This window comes from Streptomyces sp. NBC_01267, from assembly GCF_036241575.1.
Taxonomy (GTDB): domain Bacteria; phylum Actinomycetota; class Actinomycetes; order Streptomycetales; family Streptomycetaceae; genus Streptomyces.
The window spans coordinates 7,384,657-7,403,449 of record NZ_CP108455.1; the positions used below are offsets into that span (position 1 = coordinate 7,384,657).

Annotated in this window: 15 protein-coding genes; 4 read left to right on the forward strand and 11 right to left on the reverse strand. The window is 71.5% G+C overall.

Going from position 1 to position 18,793, the window contains the following annotated elements:
* The first annotated feature begins 51 nt into the window (after window positions 1-51).
* The 3 genes from OG709_RS32900 to OG709_RS32910 are packed head-to-tail and all read left to right on the forward strand — an operon-like array spanning window position 52 to window position 3,450.
* On the forward strand, window positions 52-756 hold the full coding sequence (locus OG709_RS32900) for a succinate dehydrogenase cytochrome b subunit (protein ID WP_250301699.1): 705 nt from the start codon (window positions 52-54) through the stop codon (window positions 754-756).
* 1 nt (window position 757) lies between these two features.
* The gene (locus tag OG709_RS32905) at window positions 758-2,707 is read left to right on the forward strand and encodes a fumarate reductase/succinate dehydrogenase flavoprotein subunit (RefSeq protein ID WP_329168749.1); all 1,950 of its coding nucleotides are present in this window, start codon (window positions 758-760) and stop codon (window positions 2,705-2,707) included.
* A complete protein-coding gene (locus tag OG709_RS32910) occupies window positions 2,704-3,450 on the forward strand; it encodes a succinate dehydrogenase/fumarate reductase iron-sulfur subunit (protein WP_250301697.1) in 747 nt (248 codons plus the stop codon). Before OG709_RS32905 ends, OG709_RS32910 begins: the two co-directional genes overlap by 4 nt.
* Window positions 3,451-3,556: 106 nt before the next feature.
* Here OG709_RS32910 and OG709_RS32915 read toward each other — a convergent pair whose 3' ends face one another.
* The 7 genes from OG709_RS32915 to OG709_RS32945 all read right to left on the reverse strand — a co-directional run bounded on the left by OG709_RS32915 (window position 3,557) and on the right by OG709_RS32945 (window position 12,909).
* Window positions 3,557-5,899, reverse strand: a complete 2,343-nt coding sequence (locus OG709_RS32915) for an ATP-binding cassette domain-containing protein (RefSeq protein WP_250301696.1) — start codon at window positions 5,897-5,899, stop codon at window positions 3,557-3,559.
* 108 nt (window positions 5,900-6,007) lie between these two features.
* Window positions 6,008-7,369 carry a diaminopimelate decarboxylase gene (lysA, locus tag OG709_RS32920; protein WP_326693557.1) on the reverse strand — a complete coding sequence of 454 codons (1,362 nt, stop codon included), beginning with the start codon at window positions 7,367-7,369 and terminating at the stop codon, window positions 6,008-6,010.
* A gap of 9 nt (window positions 7,370-7,378) precedes the next feature.
* The gene (locus OG709_RS32925; RefSeq protein WP_329168754.1) at window positions 7,379-7,813 is read right to left on the reverse strand and encodes an SAV_915 family protein; all 435 of its coding nucleotides are present in this window, start codon (window positions 7,811-7,813) and stop codon (window positions 7,379-7,381) included.
* 180 nt (window positions 7,814-7,993) lie between these two features.
* Window positions 7,994-9,967, reverse strand: a complete 1,974-nt coding sequence (locus OG709_RS32930) for an amino acid transporter (RefSeq protein ID WP_250301693.1) — start codon at window positions 9,965-9,967, stop codon at window positions 7,994-7,996.
* 199 nt (window positions 9,968-10,166) lie between these two features.
* On the reverse strand, window positions 10,167-11,264 hold the full coding sequence (locus tag OG709_RS32935; RefSeq protein WP_250301692.1) for a 3-deoxy-7-phosphoheptulonate synthase: 1,098 nt from the start codon (window positions 11,262-11,264) through the stop codon (window positions 10,167-10,169).
* A gap of 301 nt (window positions 11,265-11,565) precedes the next feature.
* On the reverse strand, window positions 11,566-12,594 hold the full coding sequence (locus tag OG709_RS32940; RefSeq protein WP_329168756.1) for an MsnO8 family LLM class oxidoreductase: 1,029 nt from the start codon (window positions 12,592-12,594) through the stop codon (window positions 11,566-11,568).
* A gap of 99 nt (window positions 12,595-12,693) precedes the next feature.
* Window positions 12,694-12,909 carry a dodecin gene (locus OG709_RS32945; RefSeq protein WP_250301688.1) on the reverse strand — a complete coding sequence of 72 codons (216 nt, stop codon included), beginning with the start codon at window positions 12,907-12,909 and terminating at the stop codon, window positions 12,694-12,696.
* Window positions 12,910-13,135: 226 nt separating this feature from the next.
* Between OG709_RS32945 and OG709_RS32950 the strand changes: the two genes are divergently transcribed.
* Window positions 13,136-14,389, forward strand: coding sequence for an extracellular solute-binding protein (locus tag OG709_RS32950; RefSeq protein WP_266645626.1), 1,254 nt, complete (start codon window positions 13,136-13,138; stop codon window positions 14,387-14,389).
* Between the two features lie 45 nt (window positions 14,390-14,434).
* Here OG709_RS32950 and egtD read toward each other — a convergent pair whose 3' ends face one another.
* Genes egtD through egtA form a run of 4 tightly spaced genes read right to left on the reverse strand, consistent with a single transcriptional unit; the run spans window position 14,435 to window position 18,709 of the window.
* A complete protein-coding gene (gene egtD, locus OG709_RS32955) occupies window positions 14,435-15,406 on the reverse strand; it encodes an L-histidine N(alpha)-methyltransferase (protein ID WP_250301684.1) in 972 nt (323 codons plus the stop codon).
* Entirely contained in the window at window positions 15,403-16,158 is a 756-nt protein-coding gene (gene egtC, locus OG709_RS32960) for an ergothioneine biosynthesis protein EgtC (RefSeq protein WP_266645623.1), read from the reverse strand. Before egtC ends, egtD begins: the two co-directional genes overlap by 4 nt.
* Entirely contained in the window at window positions 16,158-17,459 is a 1,302-nt protein-coding gene (gene egtB / locus OG709_RS32965; RefSeq protein ID WP_250301681.1) for an ergothioneine biosynthesis protein EgtB, read from the reverse strand. The genes egtC and egtB overlap by 1 nt, the downstream gene beginning before the upstream one ends.
* Complete coding sequence (gene egtA, locus OG709_RS32970; RefSeq protein WP_326693554.1) at window positions 17,456-18,709, reverse strand: ergothioneine biosynthesis glutamate--cysteine ligase EgtA; 1,254 nt, start codon at window positions 18,707-18,709, stop codon at window positions 17,456-17,458. The genes egtB and egtA overlap by 4 nt, the downstream gene beginning before the upstream one ends.
* Window positions 18,710-18,793: the final 84 nt, after the last annotated feature.

The following is an 18,793-nucleotide window of genomic DNA, read 5'->3' on the forward strand; positions in this document are numbered from 1 at the left end:
CCGTGTCATGTCTTGGACCTCTGGCCAGGTGGAGCCGTAACGTCTTGTGACATGGCACTGGCAACCAAGACGGATCGACGGCCGTCCATGGCGCAATCGGTCTGGGGATCGACCGTCGGCAAAAAAACGATCATGGCCGTGAGCGGTCTGGTCATGCTGCTGTACCTGGTGGTCCACATGCTGGGCAACCTCAAGATCTTCTTCGGGTCGGGGCAGTTCAACAGCTACGCGCACTGGCTGCGCACCCTCGGAGAGCCGTTCCTGCACTACGAGTGGGCGCTGTGGATCATCCGCGTCGTGCTCGTCGCCGCCGTGGTGCTGCACGCCGTCTGCGCCTACCAGCTCAGCCGCCGCGACCTCCGGGCCCGCCCGGTCGCCTATGTGCACAAGCGCCCGCGCGCCAGCTACGCCACCCGCACCATGCGCTGGGGCGGCATCATCCTCGCGCTGTTCATCGTCTGGCACCTGCTCGACTTCACCACCCTCACGGTGAACGACAACGCCCAGCCCGGCCACCCGTACGAGAACGTCGTGGCGACGTTCCACACCTGGTACGGCGACGTCATCTACATCGTCGCGATGCTCGCGCTCGGCCTGCACATCCGGCACGGCTTCTGGAGCGCGGCCCAGACCCTCGGCGCGGGGAAGGCCACCCGCGACCGCGTCCTGAAGGCCGTCGCCAACGTCCTCGCGCTGGTGCTGACCGTGGGCTTCATATCCGTACCCGTCGCCGTGATGACCGGAGTGGTGAGCTGACATGACCGACTACACGCAGTACGGGACCGGCGCGCCGCTCTCCGACACCAAGGCCCCCGAGGGGCCCGTCGCCGAACGCTGGGACACCCGCCGCTTCGAGGCCAGACTGGTCAACCCGGCCAACCGCCGCAAGCACACCGTCATCGTCGTCGGCACCGGACTCGCGGGCGGTTCCGCGGGCGCCACGCTCGCCGAACAGGGCTACCACGTCGTGCAGTTCTGCTACCAGGACTCGCCGCGCCGCGCCCACTCCATCGCCGCACAGGGCGGCATCAACGCCGCGAAGAACTACCGCAACGACGGCGACTCGGTGCACCGGCTCTTCTACGACACCGTCAAGGGCGGCGACTTCAGGTCCCGCGAGTCCAACGTCCACCGGCTCGCCCAGATCTCGGTGGAGATCATCGACCAGTGCGTCGCCCAGGGCGTGCCGTTCGCCCGCGAGTACGGCGGACTCCTCGACACCCGCTCCTTCGGCGGCGTCCAGGTCTCGCGCACCTTCTACGCCCGCGGCCAGACCGGACAGCAACTCCTCCTCGGCGCCTACCAGGCGCTGTCGCGGCAGATCGCGGCCGGCACCGTGGAGATGCACCCGCGCACCGAGATGCTCGACCTCGTCGTCATCGACGGCAAGGCCCGCGGGATCGTCGCCCGCGACCTGATCACCGGCAAGATCTCCAGCTACTTCGCGGACGCCGTGGTGCTGGCCAGCGGCGGCTACGGCAACGTCTTCTACCTGTCGACGAACGCCATGAACTCCAACGCCACCGCGGCCTGGCGCGCCCACCGGCGCGGCGCGTACTTCGCCAACCCCTGCTTCACCCAGATCCACCCCACCTGCATCCCGCGCACCGGTGACCACCAGTCCAAACTCACCCTGATGAGCGAGTCGCTGCGCAACGACGGCCGTATCTGGGTACCGAAGGCGAAGGGCGACGCCCGCCCGGCCAACGAGATCCCCGAGGACGAACGCGACTACTACCTGGAGCGCACCTACCCGTCGTTCGGCAACCTCGTACCGCGCGACATCGCCTCGCGCGCCGCGAAGAACGTCTGCGACGAGGGCCGCGGCGTCGGCCCCGGCGGACAGGGCGTCTACCTGGACTTCGCCGACGCGATCGGCCGCATGGGGCGCAAGGCCGTCGAGGAGAAGTACGGCAACCTCTTCGACATGTACGCGCGGATCACCGCGGAGAACCCGTACGAGACCCCCATGCGCATCTATCCGGCCGTGCACTACACGATGGGCGGACTCTGGGTCGACTACGACCTGCAGACCACCGTGCCCGGCCTGTTCGCGATCGGCGAGGCGAACTTCTCCGACCACGGCGCCAACCGGCTGGGCGCGTCCGCGCTCATGCAGGGGCTCGCCGACGGGTACTTCGTCCTGCCGTCCACCATCAACGACTACCTCGCCCGCAACCCGCACCACGACGAGATCGGCGCGGACCACCCGGCCGTCGCCGAGGCCGTCGCGGAGACCGAGGACCGGCTCAATCTGCTGCTCGCCGTCGACGGCGACCGCACCCCGGACTCCTTCCACCGGGAGATCGGTGAACTGATGTGGGAGTTCTGCGGGATGGCCCGCACGGAGGAGGGCCTGCGCAAGGCCCTCGCCCGACTGCCGCAGATCCGCGAGGAGTTCTGGCGCCGCATCAAGGTGCCGGGCACCGGCCAGGAGTTCAACCAGTCGCTGGAGCGGGCCAACCGCGTCGTCGACTATCTGGAACTGGCCGAACTGATATGCCTCGACGCCCTCCACCGGTCGGAATCCTGCGGAGGCCACTTCCGCGAGGAGTCGCAGACCCCGGACGGCGAGGCCGCGCGCCGCGACGAGGAGTTCTCGTACGCGGCTGCCTGGGAGTTCACCGCCACCGGCGACGCCCCCGTCCTGCACAAGGAAGACCTGGTCTTCGAGTACGTCCACCCCACTCAGCGGAGCTACGCATGAAGCTCACCCTGCGCGTCTGGCGCCAGAAGAACGCGACCGCCGCCGGAGCCATGACCACCTACCAGGTCGACGGCATCTCCCAGGACATGTCGTTCCTGGAGATGCTCGACACCCTGAACGAGGAGCTCACGCTCAAGGGCGAGGAGCCCGTCGCCTTCGACCACGACTGCCGGGAGGGCATCTGCGGAGCGTGCAGCCTGGTCATCAACGGCGACGCCCACGGCCCGGAGCGCACCACCACCTGTCAGCTCCACATGCGCTCCTTCCAGGACGGCGACACCATCGACGTCGAGCCGTGGCGGGCCTCGGCCTTCCCGGTCGTCAAGGACCTCGTCGTCGACCGGTCGGCCTTCGACCGGATCATCCAGTCCGGCGGGTACGTCAGCGTGCCCACCGGCGCGGCCCCCGAGGCGCACTCCACGCCCGTGCCGAAGCCGGACGCCGACTTCGCCTTCGAGCACGCCGAGTGCATCGGCTGCGGAGCGTGCGTCGCGGCCTGCCCCAACGGCTCCGCGATGCTCTTCACCTCGGCGAAGATCAACCACCTCAACGTGCTCCCGCAGGGCGCCCCCGAACGCGAGACCCGTGTCCTCGACATGGTCGCCCAGATGGACGACGAGGGCTTCGGCGGCTGCACCCTCACCGGCGAGTGCGCCACGGCCTGTCCCAAGGGCATCCCGCTGCCGTCGATCACCGCGATGAACAAGGAGTGGCTGCGGGCGGCCCGCAAGGTCAGCCGCTGAACCCCGGCCGCTGCACCCCGGCCCGCTGAACCCTGGGCCCTGCACCCCGGGCCGCTGAACCGGCCGGCGGAAGACGGGTGACCGGCCGGCGGCACGGACCGGCCGGTCACGACCGGGACAGCGCCCGCGCGAGATAGGGAGCGGTCCGGCTGCCGGCCGTCAGCGCCACCTCTTCCGGCGGCCCCGCGGCGACGATCCGTCCACCCTCGTCGCCACCGCCGGGCCCCAGGTCGATCACCCAGTCCGCCCCGGCCACCACCGCCATGTCGTGCTCCACGACCACCACCGAGTGCCCCGCGTCGACCAGCCCGTGCAACTGCCGCATCAGCACCTCGACATCGGCCGGGTGCAACCCGGTGGTCGGCTCGTCCAGGACGTACAGGGTGTGACCGCGGCGGGCACGCTGGAGCTCGGCCGCCAGCTTGATGCGCTGCGCCTCGCCGCCGGACAGCTCGGTCGCGGGCTGTCCCAGCCGCAGATAGCCCAGGCCCACGTCGAGCAGCGCCCGCAGACTGCGCACGGCCGCGGGTGAACCGGCGAAGAAGTCCGCCGCCGACTCCACCGTCAGATCCAGCACCCCCGCGATGTCGAGCCCCTGGTAGGTGATCTCCAGGGTCTCGGGGTTGTAGCGCGCGCCGTGACAGTCCGGGCACGGGGTGTACGTACTCGGCAGGAACAGCAGTTCGACGGAGACGAACCCCTCGCCCTGGCAGGTCTCGCACCGCCCGCCCGTCACGTTGAAGGAGAACCGGCCCGCCCGGTAACCGCGTGCCTGTGCCTCTTCGGTGGCGGTGAAGAGCTTCCTCACGACGTCGAAGAGGCCGGTGTACGTGGCGAGGTTGGACCGCGGCGTCCTGCCGATCGGTTTCTGATCCACCGTCACCAGCCTTTTCACGCCGGGCAGTTCCTCGGTGATCTCGCCGACGAGGGTGGACTTGCCGGAGCCCGAGACGCCGGTCACGGCGGTGAAGGCACCCAGCGGGACCGTGGCCCGCAGGGCGACGAGGTTGTGCCGGGTGACCGGGCCGATCTCCAGCAGCCCGGACGCCTCCCGCACGGCGCGCGCGGGAGCGGCGGATTCACCGAAGAGATAGCGGCGGGTCACGGACTCGGCCACCTCCGCGAGGAGTCCGGGCGGCCCGCTGTGCAGCACCCGGCCGCCGTGCTCGCCCGCGTGCGGTCCCACGTCGACGAGCCAGTCCGCACGGCGTACGACATCCAGCTGGTGCTCCACGACGAAGACGGAGTTGCCGGACGCCTTCAGCCGGTCGAGTACCACCAGCAGGGCCTCGGTGTCGGCCGGGTGCAGCCCCGCGGACGGCTCGTCGAGCACATACACGACACCGAACAGTCCGGAGCGCAACTGGGTGGCCAGCCGCAGGCGTTGCAGCTCGCCCGACGACAGGGTGGGCGTGCCGCGGTCCAGGCTCAGATATCCCAGCCCCAGCTCGGTGACGACCGCGATACGGGCCAGCAGATCCGCGGTCAGCACCCGGGCCGTCTCACCGCTGTGCTCTCCGGCAAGCACCGTGGCCAGCACGGACAGCGGCTGCGCGGCGAGTTCGGCGATGGTCCGGCCCGCGAAGGTCACCGCGAGGGACTCCGGCCGCAGCCGGTTCCCGCCGCACACCGGACACGGCGTGCTCGCCAGGAACCGCTCCGCCCTGGCGCGCAGCGACTGGCTCCTGGAGTCCGCGAAGGTGTGCAGGACATAGCGCCGGGCGCTCATGTACGTGCCCTGGTAGGGCCGGTGGATCCGCCCCGCGTCCCGCACCGGGTGCACGGTCACCACCGGCTGCTCGTCGGTGAAGAGGATCCAGTCCCGCTCCTCCTGGGGAAGCTCGCGCCACGGCCGGTCCACGTCGTACCCGAGCGCGTCCAGCACATCGCGGAGGTTCTTGCCCTGCCAGGCACCGGGCCAGGCGGCGATCGCCCCCTCCCGTACCGACAGCGAGGGATCGGGCACGAGCAACGCCTCGCTGGTGCGGTGCACCCGGCCCAGTCCGTGGCACTCCGGGCAGGCCCCGGCCGTCGTGTTCGGTGAGAAGGCGTCCGAGTCCAGCCGCTCGGCGCCCGCCGGGTAGTCGCCCGCGCGGGAGAAGAGCATCCGCAGGGAATTGGAGAGCGTGGTGACCGTGCCCACGGAGGACCGTGAGGTCGGGGCCGACCTGCGCTGTTCGAGCGAGACCGCGGGCGGCAGCCCGGTGATCTCGCCGACCGCGGGCGCGCCCACCTGGTGGATCAGCCGCCGGGCGTACGGCGCGACCGATTCGAAATACCGGCGCTGGGCCTCGGCGTAGACCGTCCCGAAAGCGAGCGAGGACTTACCCGAACCCGAGACCCCCGTGAACACCACCAGGGCGTCACGGGGGATGTCCACATCGACGTCGCGCAGATTGTGCTCACGGGCGCCACGGACGCGTACGTACGGGTCATGAGGGCTTTGCATACCGGAATTCTAAGACCGACCAGCGATTGCCGGCCGGTCGAGGAGCGCCCCGCGGCCCCCGCACCGCGAGGCACCCCGGCCCCGCCCGAACCCCGTACCTCGCCCGGTCTAGATCCCCACGTCCCGGCGCCGCATGTCGTCCAGCGACTCCCGCCGCACCAGCACCCGGGCCGAGCCGTCCCGTACGGCGATCACCGGCGGCCGGCCGACCAGGTTGTAGGCGGAGGCCATGGAGAGGTGGTAGGCGCCGGCGGCCGGTACCGCCAGCAGATCACCGGGCCGTACGTCCGCGGGCAGCGCCACCGCGTCCGCCAGCACGTCGCCCGCCTCGCAGTGCCGCCCCACCACGGTGACCACGGCGGGCCCCGCGGTCGGACGGCGGCCGATCAGCCGCGGTGCGTACCGGACGCCGTACAGGGCCGGTCTGGGGTTGTCGCTCATCCCGCCGTCGACCGCCACGAACGTACGCCCACCGGTGCGTTTGACGGAGAGCACCCGGTAGACGGCGACCCCGGCGGGCCCGATGACCGCGCGGCCCGGCTCCAGGGTGAGCCGCGGCACCGGCAGTGCGTTCCGCGCGCAGCCGTCCGCCAGCTCCGCGTGGACCCGGGAAGCCAGGACGGCGGTGTCGAGGCTCTCCTCGCCGGGCCGGTAGGCGATGGCATGGCCACCCCCGATGTCCAACTGCCCCAGTACCACGCCGTGTTGTTCCCGCACCCGGGCCATCAGCCCGACCAGGCGCCGCACCGCCGCGACATACGGTCTGGCCGAGGAGATCTGGGACCCGATGTGGCAGTGCAGGCCCACGAGTTCGAGGTGCGGCTGGCCGAGGATCTTGGCGATGGCGTGCTGCGCGGAGCCGTCGGTGATCGACAGACCGAACTTCTGGTCCTCCGTACCGGTACGGACCGCGGCGTGCCCGCCCGCGGCTATCCCCGGCACCACCCGGACCATCACCGACTGCCGCTCGCCCGGGGCGACGGTCGCGGCCAGCCGGGCGATCTCGGACGCGCTGTCGACGACGATCCGTCCCACGCCCAGCCGGACAGCGGCACGCAGGTCGGCCGGGCTCTTGGCGTTGCCGTGCATCACGATCCGCTCGGGCGGGAAGCCCGTGGTGACCGCCAGTTCCAGCTCGCCCGCGGAACAGACGTCGAGGCCCAGGCCCTCCTCCTCGGCCCAGTGGGCGACGGCCCGGCACAGGAACGCCTTCGCGGCGTAGACGACATCGGCCTCCGGGAAGGCCGCGCGGTAGGCGCGGCAGCGCCCCCGGACCTCGGCCTCGTCGAGCACGTACACCGGGGTGCCGAACCGGTCGGCGACCTCGGCGAGCGAGACCCCGCCCACGGTCACGTCCCCGTCGGGCACGGACCGGGCGGAGGCGGGCCAGACGGAGAGCCCGTCGGTGTCCGGCTGTTGACCGGACGGGGTGGAGGCCGCGCAGAGGGGAGAGGGGACGGAGACAGTCATGGGTACTCCTCAGCCGATCAGCGGACGGAGAGCGGAGCCCGTCGACGGACTCGCGGCGCGCGGCGTGGCGGCGGGCCGCTCGCCCCGGTCGGGCCGGACGGCCTCCCGTCCGCCGGACTCCGGGTACGGGTACGGGTACGGGTACGGGTACGACTGGGCCGCGGGCGCGGAGAACGGCGGGTCGACGGTGAGCGCGGCGATCCCGAGCGGCCCGACCAGCGCCCGCAGCGCGGCCTCGGAGAGCCTGATCCACGGCTGGCCGCCGCCCAGCGTGTTCCGCAGCCGTGCCTCCGAGGTGAAGCCGACTGCCGTACGGACACCGGGCGGAGTGCGGAAGACCCGGACCGAGCAGCTCGTGCATCCCGGCCGGACGGGCACGAAGAGGGGTCCGGCCGGGAGTTGTTCGGGAGGTTCTGTGGTGTCGGCGTTCTCACTCGTGGGCATGACGGTTCTCCTGGACGAAGAGGTGGGTGGGCGCCCTCGGCCCGGTCGGGCCGCGGACACATCGGTGACGCTATGCCCCTGTCCCGGGGGACCTCCCGTCCCGCTGACGGATGCTTGACGCGCGGCTGCCCGGTACTGACGCGACGCTGACGCCGGAGGGCGAAAAGGCGCGTGCGGACGTCAGCCGACGTGCACGCGGGGCCGCAGCGCCGGGTCGGGTTCCGCGCGGCGCAGGACCTCGCGGGTCACCGGGGCCACCTCTCCGTCACCGAACACCAGGAAGCGCAGCAGATGCCCGACCGGGTTGCCCTCGGTCCAGTTGAAGTAGGCGTGCGGAACCTCGCCGGTGTGTTCCCGGAGCTGGAGCAGCACGGCCGCGATGGTGTTCGGCACCCCCGGCCCGACGACCCGCAGGATCTGGACCCCGTAGCGCTCCTCGCCGTGTACGGCCACGTCCACGGTGAAATCGGACGAGTCCTGGACGGTGACTTCGAGGAAGAGCACCGCCCGTCCGCCCGGGATGTACGTCGCCTCGCGCTGGCTGTTCTCCTTGGCGCGGTACTCGGCCGCACTGTGCTCGTGCGGTTCGTTGGCGATGAGCTGCAACGGTCCGGAACGGGCGGCCAGGTCGACCAGCCGGACCGCGGCGGCGTCGAGCGTCACCTCGGCGGCGCGCAGTTCGAAGGCGCGCCGCACCCGCGAGGCGAACGAGGTCAGCAGGATCCCGACGATGAAGAGGGAGGCGATCTTCAGGCCGTCGGGGCGCTCGATGACATTGGTGACCAGGGTGTAGGCGAAGACCGCGGTGATGGCGCCGAAGCCCAGCGCGGCCCGGCGGCGGCGCCGGTGGAGGACGGCGACCGTGGAAGCGAACGACGCGGAGAGCATCAGGACCAGCACACCGGTGGCGTAGGCGCCGCTCTGCTTGTCGACGTTGGCGTCGAACTGCCAGGTGATGAAGAAGGCGATGGCCACGAAGATGAGCACGAGGGGGCGGACCGCGCGGGTCCACTCGGGGGCCATGCCGTAGCGCGGCAGATAGCGCGGTACGAGATTGAGCAGCCCGGCCAGCGCCGACGCGCCCGCGAACCACAGGATGGCGATCGTGGAGACGTCGTAGACCGTCCCGAAGGCCTCGCCGAGATACGTGTGGGCGAGATAGGCGAGCGCGCGCCCGTTGGCCTGGCCGCCCGCCTTGAACTCGGGGGCGGGGATGAGGATCGTGGTGGCCAGGCTGGACACCAGCAGAAAGCCGCTCATGATGAGTGCGGCCGTGGTGAGCAGCCTGCGGGTGTCCCGGATCCGCCCGGCGGGGTTCGCGTACGTGTCGGAGGCGGCGCCGCGGATCTGTGGCATCACCGCGACCCCGGTCTCGAAGCCGGACATACCGAGCGCGAGCTTGGGGAAGACCAGCAGCGCCACGCCGATCATGGCGAGCGGTGAGGAGTGCGCCGCCCTCGCCGCTTGCCACCAATTGCTCACGTCCACCGGTTTGTTCGCCACGTTCCAGACCGCGTCGGCGAGGACGATCAGGTTCAGCCCGAGGTAGATCGCCACCAGGACGACCGCGATGCCGATCGCTTCCTTGAAGCCCTTCAGGAAGATCGCGCCGAGTCCGGAGATCAGGCCGAGGGTGATCCAGAGGTTGGCACCGTGCAGCCAGTGCGGGGCGAACGGGTTCTCCACCACATGGGCGGAGGCGTCGGCGGCCGACAGAGTGATGGTGATCATGAAGTCGGTGGCCGCGAAACCGAGCAGCACCAGGACGAAGAGCTTCCCCGCCCACCAGGGCAGCAGTCTCTCGAGCATGGCGATCGAGCCCTCGCCGTGCGGGCTCTCGTGCGCCACCCGCCGGTAGACGGGCAGCGCCCCGCCGAGCGTCAGGGCCAGCAGCACCAGGGTGGCGAGAGGGGAGAGCAGCCCGGCGGCCAGCGCGGCGATACCGGGCTGGTAGCCGAGTGTGGAGAAGTAGTCCACACCGGTCAGACACATGACCCGCCACCAGGCATGTCCCTTGTGCTCGGCCGGGGGAGTGCCGTGCGGACCGGGGTGCCGCGCCGTCTGCTCGCTCAGCCCCTCCAGCAGCCAGGCGCGCCAGGAACGGGAGGACCCGGCAGCCTTTTCCGGGGTGGGCTCGGCCTGGGTGCCGGTCATGCGGGGTCCCCCTGGCGGACGGTCGGACGACGGAAGGGCAACGGGCGGTGAGCGTTCCCCACATCGTCACCCGGCGCGCCGCCGGGCCCCGGCCGCCGCCCCTTCCCCGGCGTGTCCTCGGGCGGCGGCACCGCCGCCCGGTACCGGGCGCCGTCACGGCGGAGGTCCGCGGCGAGCCGCGGCGCCCGGCCCGGGTGCGTCAGCCGCGTGCCGCGCGCCGCTCGGCGACGGCAGCCGCCAGCTCGCCCAGCAGCCGTTCGGTCTCCTCCCAGCCGACGCAGGCGTCCGTCACGCTCTGTCCGTGGACCAGCGTGTCCAGCGGGCCGGGCTCCTGGCGCCCCGCCAGCAGGAAGCTCTCCAGCATCACCCCGGCGATCCCCTGCTCGCCCGCGGCCACCCGGGCGGCGATCTCCCGTACGACCTCGGCCTGACGCACATGGTCCTTGCCGCTGTTGGCGTGGCTGGCATCCACCACCAGCCGGCCGGGCATGCCCGCGGCGTCCAGCAGCGCGAGCGCCTCGCGGACGTCCTGCGGACCGTAGTTGGGGCCGCCGCGGCCCCCGCGCAGAATCACGTGGCAGTCGGGGTTGCCGGACGTCGAGACGACCGAGCCGTGGCCGTCGCCGTCGATCCCGAAGAACACATGACTGCCCGCGGCGGTGCGACAGCCGTCGACCGCGGACTGCACGTCTCCGTCCGTGGCGTTCTTGAACCCGACCGGCATCGACACCCCCGAGGCCAGCTGCCGGTGCACCTGGCTCTCCGGCGTTCGCGCACCGATGGCGCCCCAGGTCACCGCGTCGGCGATGTACTGCGGACTCGTCGGCTCCAGGAATTCGCAGCCGACCGGAAGCCCCGTGTCGAGTACGTCCAGCAGCACCTGACGGGCGAGGCGCAGCCCCCGCTGCACGTCGTGCGTGCCGTCCAGACCGGGGTCGTTGATGAGTCCCTTCCAGCCCAGCGTCGTCCGCGGCTTCTCGAAGTAGACGCGCATCACGACGCAGAGCTCACCGCGGAGCGGAGCAGTGGCCGCGGCCAGCAGCCGCGCGTACTCCAGGGCCGCGGCGGGGTCGTGGACGGAGCAGGGCCCCACGACGAGCAGGAGCCGGTCGTCCGCTCCGGTGAGCACGTCCCGTACCTCACGCCTGCTCTCGCGGACCAGCGCCACGCGCTCGGCGCCGAGGGGGAGTTCGTCCCGCAGCGCGGAGGGTGGGACGAGCCGCTGGAAGTCGGTGACCCGGAGGTCGCCGGTGTCGGACGTGCCGGTGGACGAGGCGGCGGTGGTGGCGGTGTGCATGGTGCTTCCCGTTTCTGCTGCGGCGGGAGGCCGTCGGCAGTGACGTGTGTGTCACCCGGTACCAGCCCGCCTGTACGACGAAAGGCAGAGACGGATGCGTCTCTGCCTTGCTGGCTCCGGGTGATCGGTGGGTCAGCGCACGTGACCTCCGGCTCCACCCGGAGCCGGCTCATAGCGCCAATACCAACAGTTCACTGCGGACATGGGAGAGACCGTAGCAGAGCGTGCGGACAGCCCGGCAACCCGTCCGGGCGGTCGGTGCCGGAGGACACCTGCGCCTGATGGGCGACGGAAGAGCCGGTCACCCGGTAGCGGGCGGGGCCGTGCGGCGGCCGGTGATCCGGGCCAGCCGCCGGTAGGAGTCCAGCATCGCCGTCCGGTCGTACGTACTGGTCGTCACCAGGAACTCGTCGGCACCGCTGCGCCCGAGGACCTTTTCCAGCCCGTCGGCCACCTCGTCCTCGGTGCCGTGCAGCTGACCGCGCTGGGCCTTCTCGAAGAGCGCCCGTTCCCGCGCGGTCATCCGCCGGCCCGCGATCTGCTCGGCAGGGGCGAGCGGGGGAAACGCGCCGTGCGTACGGGAGTAGGCGGTCGACCACGCCTCGGGCAGCAGGATCCGCCGGGCCTCCTCCGTGGAGGAGGCCACGGCAACGGTGCCGGAGAGCACGACGTACGGCCGCTCGCTCCACGCGGAGGGCCGGAAGGCGTCCCGGTAGCCGTCGACGGCGCGCAGCATCTCGTCCTCGCCCCGCACGGCGGCGATCACCAGCGGCAACCCGGCAGCAGCCGCCACCTGGGCGCCCGCGCCCGTCGCCAGAATGAATGCGGGCAGGTGCAGCCCCTCTGCGGGGTGGGCGTGGACCTGCGGGTGCACGTCCTGCGTGCCGGAGAAATAGCCCAGCAGTTCGGCCACTTGGGCGGCGAAGTGCTCGGCGTCGCCGCGGTCGTGGCCCAGAGCCTTGCGGATGCCGTCGGTGAATCCGACCGACCGCCCCAGGCCCATGTCGATCCGGCCGGGGAAGAGCGACTCCAGCACCCCGAACTGCTCGGCGACGACGAGGGGCTGGTGGTTGGGCAGCATCACCCCGCCCGTACCGACCCGGATCGTCGAGGTGGCGGCGGCGACCGCGGCGGCCAGGACAGTGGGTGCCGAGCCCGCGACGCCCGGCACGCTGTGATGCTCCGAGACCCAGAACCGGTGGTAGCCGAGCGACTCCGCCTGCTGGGCGAAGCGCACCGTGTCGCGCAGCGCCTGCGGGGCGTCGTGCCCCTCGCGGGTGCGGGACCGGTCGAGTACGGAGAACCGGGTCGAGGAGATCACAGAGCTCACGCAGGGTTCAACGCGCGGAGAGCGCGGGCATTCCCCGGCCCGGTCCGGTGCACCCCGGCCGGGGCGGGGGGCCGAGCGGCGCGGGGGGCCAAGGGCCGGTCACTCGCTGTCCTCCAGCCGGAAGCCGACCTTCAGGCCGACCTGGTAGTGCTCGACCTGGCCGTCCACGATCTGGCCGCGCACCTGGGTGACCTCGAACCAGTCGAGGCTCCTGAGCGTTCGGGACGCCCGTCCCAGACCGTTGCGGATGGCCTGGTCGATGCCTTCGTGCGAGGTGCCGACGATCTCCGTCACCCGGTAGGTGTTTCCCGACATGCGCGTCACACTCCTTTGGTCGCCCCACTCCACCGTCCCCCACCCGGCGCGGCTCCGCGAGGCGACCCAGGAGCCTCATGAACATCAGGAATCGCAAGAGTGTGCGTTCAGTGACTTGACCGCGACGAATGGTCTGTACCAAAATCCAGCCAACCCGTTCAAGCCGTCAGTGCTTCCCCCACGTCGGGTCATGAACTGTCGTGTCCTTACGTCAGAGGTGACCTCCGTGAAGAACCGTCTCGGTCTGTGCTGCACCGTCCTGCTCACCGCCACCGCCCTCAGCGGCTGCGGCTATCTGCCGGGCACCGGCGGTGACACCAGCACGGTCACTGTCTGGCTGATGAAGGGCAGCGCGTCCGACGGCTTCATCCATGACTTCACCCAGCAGTTCGAGAGCGAGCACAAGGACATCAAGCTGGATGTCCGGATCCAGGAGTGGGGCGGCATCGGGGCCAAGGTCACCGCGGCGCTCCAGTCCGGTGACGGCCCCGACCTGATCGAGGTCGGCAACACCCAGGTCGCGATGTACGCGCAGAGCGGCGGTCTGCGCGATCTCACCCTCGAAGCCGTCCGCGACCTCGGAAGCAAGGACTGGCTGCCGGGTCTCGCCGATCCCGGAAGCATCAACGGCGCGCAGTTCGGCATCCCCTGGTACGCCGCCAACCGCGTCGTCATCTACAACAAGGACCTGTTCAAGGACGCCGGGATCACCAAGCCGCCCAGGACCCGCGCGGAGTGGATCCACGACACCGGGCTGCTCAACCAGGGCGGTCGGCAGGGCATCTACCTGGCAGGGCAGGACTGGTACACCCTCTCCGGCTTCATCTGGGACGAGGGCGGCGAACTGGCCGAGGAAGCGGGCGGGAACTACACCGGCGTCCTCGACAGCCCGGCCGCCCTCCGGGCGATGTCCTTCTACAAGGAACTGCAGTCCCTCGGCGACGGGCCGAGGAACGCGGACGAGGCCCACCCGCAGCAGGCCGACGTGTTCGCGGGTGGCGATGTCGCCCAGATCGTCGCGGTGCCCGGCACCGCCCAGACCATCCTGAAGAAGAATCCGGAACTCAAGGGCAAGCTCGGCTTCTTCCCGATTCCGGGGAAGACGGCCGCCAGACCGGCGGCGGTGTTCACCGGCGGATCGGACCTGATCATCCCCGACAAGGCCCATGACGGTGACGCTGCGGTCAAGGTCGTCGAAGCCCTGGCCGGAAAGAAGTGGCAGACCGAACTCGCCCGGACCATGAGCTACGTCCCCAACAAGGCCGGCCTCGCCGGTGTGGTGCAGGGCGAGGAGGGCACCGCCGCGATGGCCGCGGGCGCCGCGCACGGCAGGGCCACCCCGAACTCGCCGCGCTGGGCGGCGGTCGAGGCGGACAACCCGATCAAGCCCTACATGACGGAGGTCCTCACCGGCCAGGACCCCGAGGCGGCTGCGAAGAAGGCATCGAAGCGGCTCACGGACGAGTTGGTGGACCGCTGAGCGACGTGGCTCACGGACGGGCTGGTGGATGGTGAGCGACGCGGCTCACGGACGGGCCGGTGGTCCGCTGAGCGACAGGGCGAACCTGCCCCCGGTGTCCGTCCACCAGTGGTGCAGCTCCAGCCCGGCAGCGGCGAGTTCCGTACGGACCCCGTCCTGCCGGAACTTGGCGGACACCTCGGTCCGTACCTCCTCGCCCGCCGCGAACGGCACCACCAGATCCAGTTCGGGAATCTTCACGGTGACTGCCCGGCGTGCCCGCAGCCGCATCTCGATCCACTCGTTCTCCCGGTCCCAGAGCGCGACATGGGCGAAGCCGGCCGGATCGAAGTCGGCCCCCAGTTCACGGTTGATGACGCTCAGGACGTTCTTGTTGAACGCGGCGGTCACCCCGGCCGCGTCGTCGTAGGCAGTCACGAGGACCCGCTCGTCCTTCACCAGGTCGGTGCCGAGCAGCAGGCTGTCGCCGGGTTCCAGCAGATCCCGGACGGACCGCAGGAAGGCGGCCCGTTCGGCGGGCAGCAGATTGCCGATGGTGCCGCCGAGGAAGACGACGAGCCGCGGGCCGGGCGCCGCGGGCAGCGCCAGTTCGCGGGTGAAGTCCGCGATCAGCGCGTGCACGGCGAGGGTGGGACGCTCGGCGAGCAGCGCGTCGGCCGCGGCGGTGAGCGCGCTCCCGCTGACGTCCACCGGAACGTAGCTCTCCAGCTCCGGCAGCGCGTCGAGCAGATGCCGGGTCTTCTCCGAGGACCCCGAACCCAGCTCGATCAGGGTGCGTGCCCCGGTGGCCCGTGCGATCCCGTCGGCGCGGGCGAGCAGGATCTCCCGCTCCGCACGCGTCGGGTAGTACTCGGGCAGCGCGGTGATCTCCTCGAAGAGATCACTGCCACGGGCGTCGTAGAACCACTTGGGCGGCAGGGTCTTGGGCGCGCGCGTCAGGCCGTCGAGGACGTCGGCGCGCAGTGCGGCGTCCGTGGCGTCCTCGGGCAGGGTGCGGGTCAGCAGGAACGGACTCACGCCGTGGGCTCCTTGAGGGGGGTCAGCAGGACTTCGGTGCGGGTGGCCACCAGCAGGGTGCGGTCCGGTGCCTCGCGCCAGGCGGGATCGTCGTCGTACGGCTCGGACGCCACCACCGTGCGGTGACCGGGCTCCACGCGGTACCAGAGGGTGTCGCCCCACGCGGTGGCGGTGATCGCATCGCCGTCGGTCAGCAGCAGATTCAGCCGGGAAGCGGGCGCCGCCTCGGCGAGCTCCGTCACGGTGTCGGCGAGGGCCTGCCCCATCGGGTCCCCCTCGCGCAGCCGGTGCAGGACGAGCGCCCAGACCAGCGCGGAGTCGCAACGCGCCTCCAGGGCGAGCAGTTCGGCGACCGGGAGCGAAGCGGCGAGCGGAGCGGCGCTCGCGGGCCAGCCGCTGACCGCGCCGTTGTGACTGAACAGCCAGCGGCCCGCGGCGAACGGCGCCGCCGCGGCCTCCCCGTCGGCGCCCGCCCCGGTGGCGTCGCGCACCGCGGCGAGCAACGCCCGGCTGCGCACCACCCGGGCCAGATCGGCGAAGGAGAGGTCGCCCCAGATCGGCCCGGCGCGGCGGTAGCGGGCGGGGACCGGATCGTCCTGCGCGTACCACCCGACGCCGAATCCGTCCGCGTTGACCGTGCCGTGGCGCTGACGGCGTGGCTCCCAGGACTGGCGCAGCAGCGCGTGTCCGGGTTTCACGAGGACCTCGCCGAGTGGTTCCGCCGGTCCCAGACAGGCGATATGACGGCACATCAGGCATCCTTCGCGGTACGGAAACCGGAGAAGATCTGACGGCGCACCGGCAGGTCCCAGTTGCGGAAGGTGGCCCGGCAGGCCACCTCGCCCACGGCGAAGGCGCCGCCGCGCAGCACCTTGTGGTCCGGGCCGAAGAAGACTTCCGAGTACTCCCGGTAGGGGAAGGCGACGAAGCCGGGATAGGGCAGGAAGTCGCTGGACGTCCACTCCCACACGTCACCGATCAACTGGCGTGCGCCGGACGGTGCTCGGCCCTCCGGATAGCTTCCTGCCACGGCGGGGCCGAGGTGCCGCTGGCCGAGATTGGCCCGCTCGGGGGTCGGGTCGGCGTCGCCCCAGGGGTAGCGGTACGACGTGCCGGTCGCGGGGTCGTGCCGGGCGGCCTTCTCCCACTCCTCCTCGGACGGCAGCCGCCGCCCGGCCCAGCGGGCGTACGCGTCCGCCTCGTACCAACTCACGTGCAGCACCGGCTCGTCGAGCGGCACGGGCTCCACCGCGCCGAACCGCCGGCGCAGCCACTGGCCGCCCTCGCGGTGCCAGAAGAGCGGCGCGCCGAGCTCCTGCCCGCGGACCAGGTCCCAGCCCTTCGCCTGCCACCAGCGCTCCTCGCGGTACCCGCCGTCCTCGATGAAGTGCAGGAACGCGCCGTTGGTCACCGGGGTGGTGTCGATATGGAAGGCCGGTACCAGGCGCTGGTGCGCGGGCCGCTCGTTGTCCAGCGCCCACGGCTCCGTCGAGGTGCCCATGGTGAACGGGCCGCCGGGCACCAGGACTTCGCCGGGGAGCCCGGCGGCATCGGTGGACGGCGGCGGGGGAGCGGTGAGCGCGACCGGGCCCCGCCGCAGCTGATGGGTGATCAGCATGGTCTCGTCGTGCTGCTGTTCGTGCTGGGCGATCATGCCGAACGCGAAGGCCGCGTCGACCAGGGGACGGCCGTGCAACGGAGTGTTCTCCAGTACGTCGAGGACCCGGCCGCGTACGTCCGAGGCGTAGCGGCGCGCCTCGGCCGGGGGCAGCAGCGGCAGCGAGGGGCGGGTCGCCCGCGGGTGCTCGAAGGCGTCGTAGACCGAGTCGATCTCCGGGCGCATCGCCTCCCGGCCCGCGACCGCCCGCAGGAGCCACTGCTCCTCCTGGTTGGAGATGTGCGCCAGGTCCCAGACCAGCGGGGACATCAAAGGCGAGTGCTGGGCGGTGAGTTCATCGTCGTCGACACAGTCCGTCAGGGCGCTGGTACGGCTGCGCGCCGTGGTGAGCGCGTCCAGCGCGGTCCGGCGCAGCGCCGTCGGGTCGGCGGTCATCGGCAGTGTTCCTTCCCCTGGTCGGGATCGAGCAGGTCGTCGGCCGGGCAGCGGCCCCGTACGACATAGCGGTCGGCGAACGAGGCGACCGCGTCCTGCACCGCGACGCCGGCGCCGAGCCGGGGGAGTGCCTCCAGCGCGGCGTCGAAGCAGGCCGCGGCTGCCGCCCGCAGTTCCGGGTCGGCGAGTCCGGACCTGGCGGCGGTGACCCAGAGCGGATTGCAGGGGGCGGGAGCCCGACCTGCCGTCTCCGCGAGGGGTTTGACGGCCCGGTACACCGTCTCGGCCGCCGCCGGGTCGTCGAAGAGCGCGGTGGTCACCGCCAGCGGGACGATCCACCCGTCCTCACCGGACTGGGCGTCGATCATGCGCAGTTCGAGATGGCCACGGGGGCGTACCGGAGGGAACAGCGTGGTCAGGTGGTAGTCGAGGTCCTCGCGGGTCGGCGGCCGGGGCAGGCCCGTGCGCAGCCAGTCGCGGAACGACAGGTCCTCCGGCACCGGCCAGGGGCCCTGTTCGGCGCGGATGCACATCACCGGGGCATCCAGGACGTGCGCCGCCCAGGCCTCCCGCGGCTCCCGGTCGCCGGGCGGCGCCAGGGAGCGGACCGGGTCGAGATCCGCCCACTGGGACTGGCGGGTGGAGAGCCAGCCGGTGCGACGGCGCTGGCGGTGCGGGGAGTTGGCGAACGCGGCCACCAGCACCGCGCCCAGCAGATGGGCCAGCTGCCAGCGCCTGCCGTAGCCGAGCGGCCCCGGCTCCGCGTGCCCCGCGTCCAGACAGACCTGGATGGAAGCCGAACCGCACATCATGGCGCGGCCCGCGGTCCCGTTGCGGTCCAGGCAGATCTCCATCGCGTCGTACCGCGGCTCACGCAGCAGCCTGCGCGGAGGATGCCAGGGGTCCTGGCCCAGACCGGTCAGCACCAGGTCCGAGCCGCGCAACGAGGCGCGAACGGCGTCCAGATCCGCGGAGACGGACTCGATGCACTGTGTCAGGGAAGCGGCGGGAAGCGAGCTGAGCTCCAGCTGGCCGCCGGGTTCGAACGTGAGAGCCGAAGAGAGAGGCAGCGCCCGCACCGCGGTGTACGCCTGCTCGATCCGGGCCTCGGACAGAGGGATGTGTGGCCGGTACCGGTCGTGGACGAGCCATTCGAGTTCGACACCGACGGTCCGGGGCGGGCCCGTCTTGAAGCAGATACATCGAAGCAGATGCTCCGCGGCCGCTTCGGTGAGCAGGGGTGGGGGCATGATCGGCTCCTCGTTCCGAAGACACCTTCCGGCGTCCTCCGGTCGCCTTTCGGAGAACGCTCCGTTCCACCTAAGCCACTGTCG

What these genes read in the sequence shown, in the direction of transcription:
- OG709_RS32900 (WP_250301699.1), top strand. Translation starts at nt 52, where the DNA reads ATGGCACTGGCAACCAAGACGGATCGACGGCCGTCCATGGCGCAATCG.
- OG709_RS32905 (WP_329168749.1), top strand. Translation starts at nt 758, where the DNA reads ATGACCGACTACACGCAGTACGGGACCGGCGCGCCGCTCTCCGACACC.
- OG709_RS32910 (WP_250301697.1), top strand. Translation starts at nt 2,704, where the DNA reads ATGAAGCTCACCCTGCGCGTCTGGCGCCAGAAGAACGCGACCGCCGCC.
- OG709_RS32915 (WP_250301696.1), bottom strand. Translation starts at nt 5,899, where the DNA reads ATGCAAAGCCCTCATGACCCGTACGTACGCGTCCGTGGCGCCCGTGAG.
- lysA (WP_326693557.1), bottom strand. Translation starts at nt 7,369, where the DNA reads ATGACTGTCTCCGTCCCCTCTCCCCTCTGCGCGGCCTCCACCCCGTCC.
- OG709_RS32925 (WP_329168754.1), bottom strand. Translation starts at nt 7,813, where the DNA reads ATGCCCACGAGTGAGAACGCCGACACCACAGAACCTCCCGAACAACTC.
- OG709_RS32930 (WP_250301693.1), bottom strand. Translation starts at nt 9,967, where the DNA reads ATGACCGGCACCCAGGCCGAGCCCACCCCGGAAAAGGCTGCCGGGTCC.
- OG709_RS32935 (WP_250301692.1), bottom strand. Translation starts at nt 11,264, where the DNA reads ATGCACACCGCCACCACCGCCGCCTCGTCCACCGGCACGTCCGACACC.
- OG709_RS32945 (WP_250301688.1), bottom strand. Translation starts at nt 12,909, where the DNA reads ATGTCGGGAAACACCTACCGGGTGACGGAGATCGTCGGCACCTCGCAC.
- egtC (WP_266645623.1), bottom strand. Translation starts at nt 16,158, where the DNA reads ATGTGCCGTCATATCGCCTGTCTGGGACCGGCGGAACCACTCGGCGAG.
- egtB (WP_250301681.1), bottom strand. Translation starts at nt 17,459, where the DNA reads ATGACCGCCGACCCGACGGCGCTGCGCCGGACCGCGCTGGACGCGCTC.
- egtA (WP_326693554.1), bottom strand. Translation starts at nt 18,709, where the DNA reads ATGCCCCCACCCCTGCTCACCGAAGCGGCCGCGGAGCATCTGCTTCGA.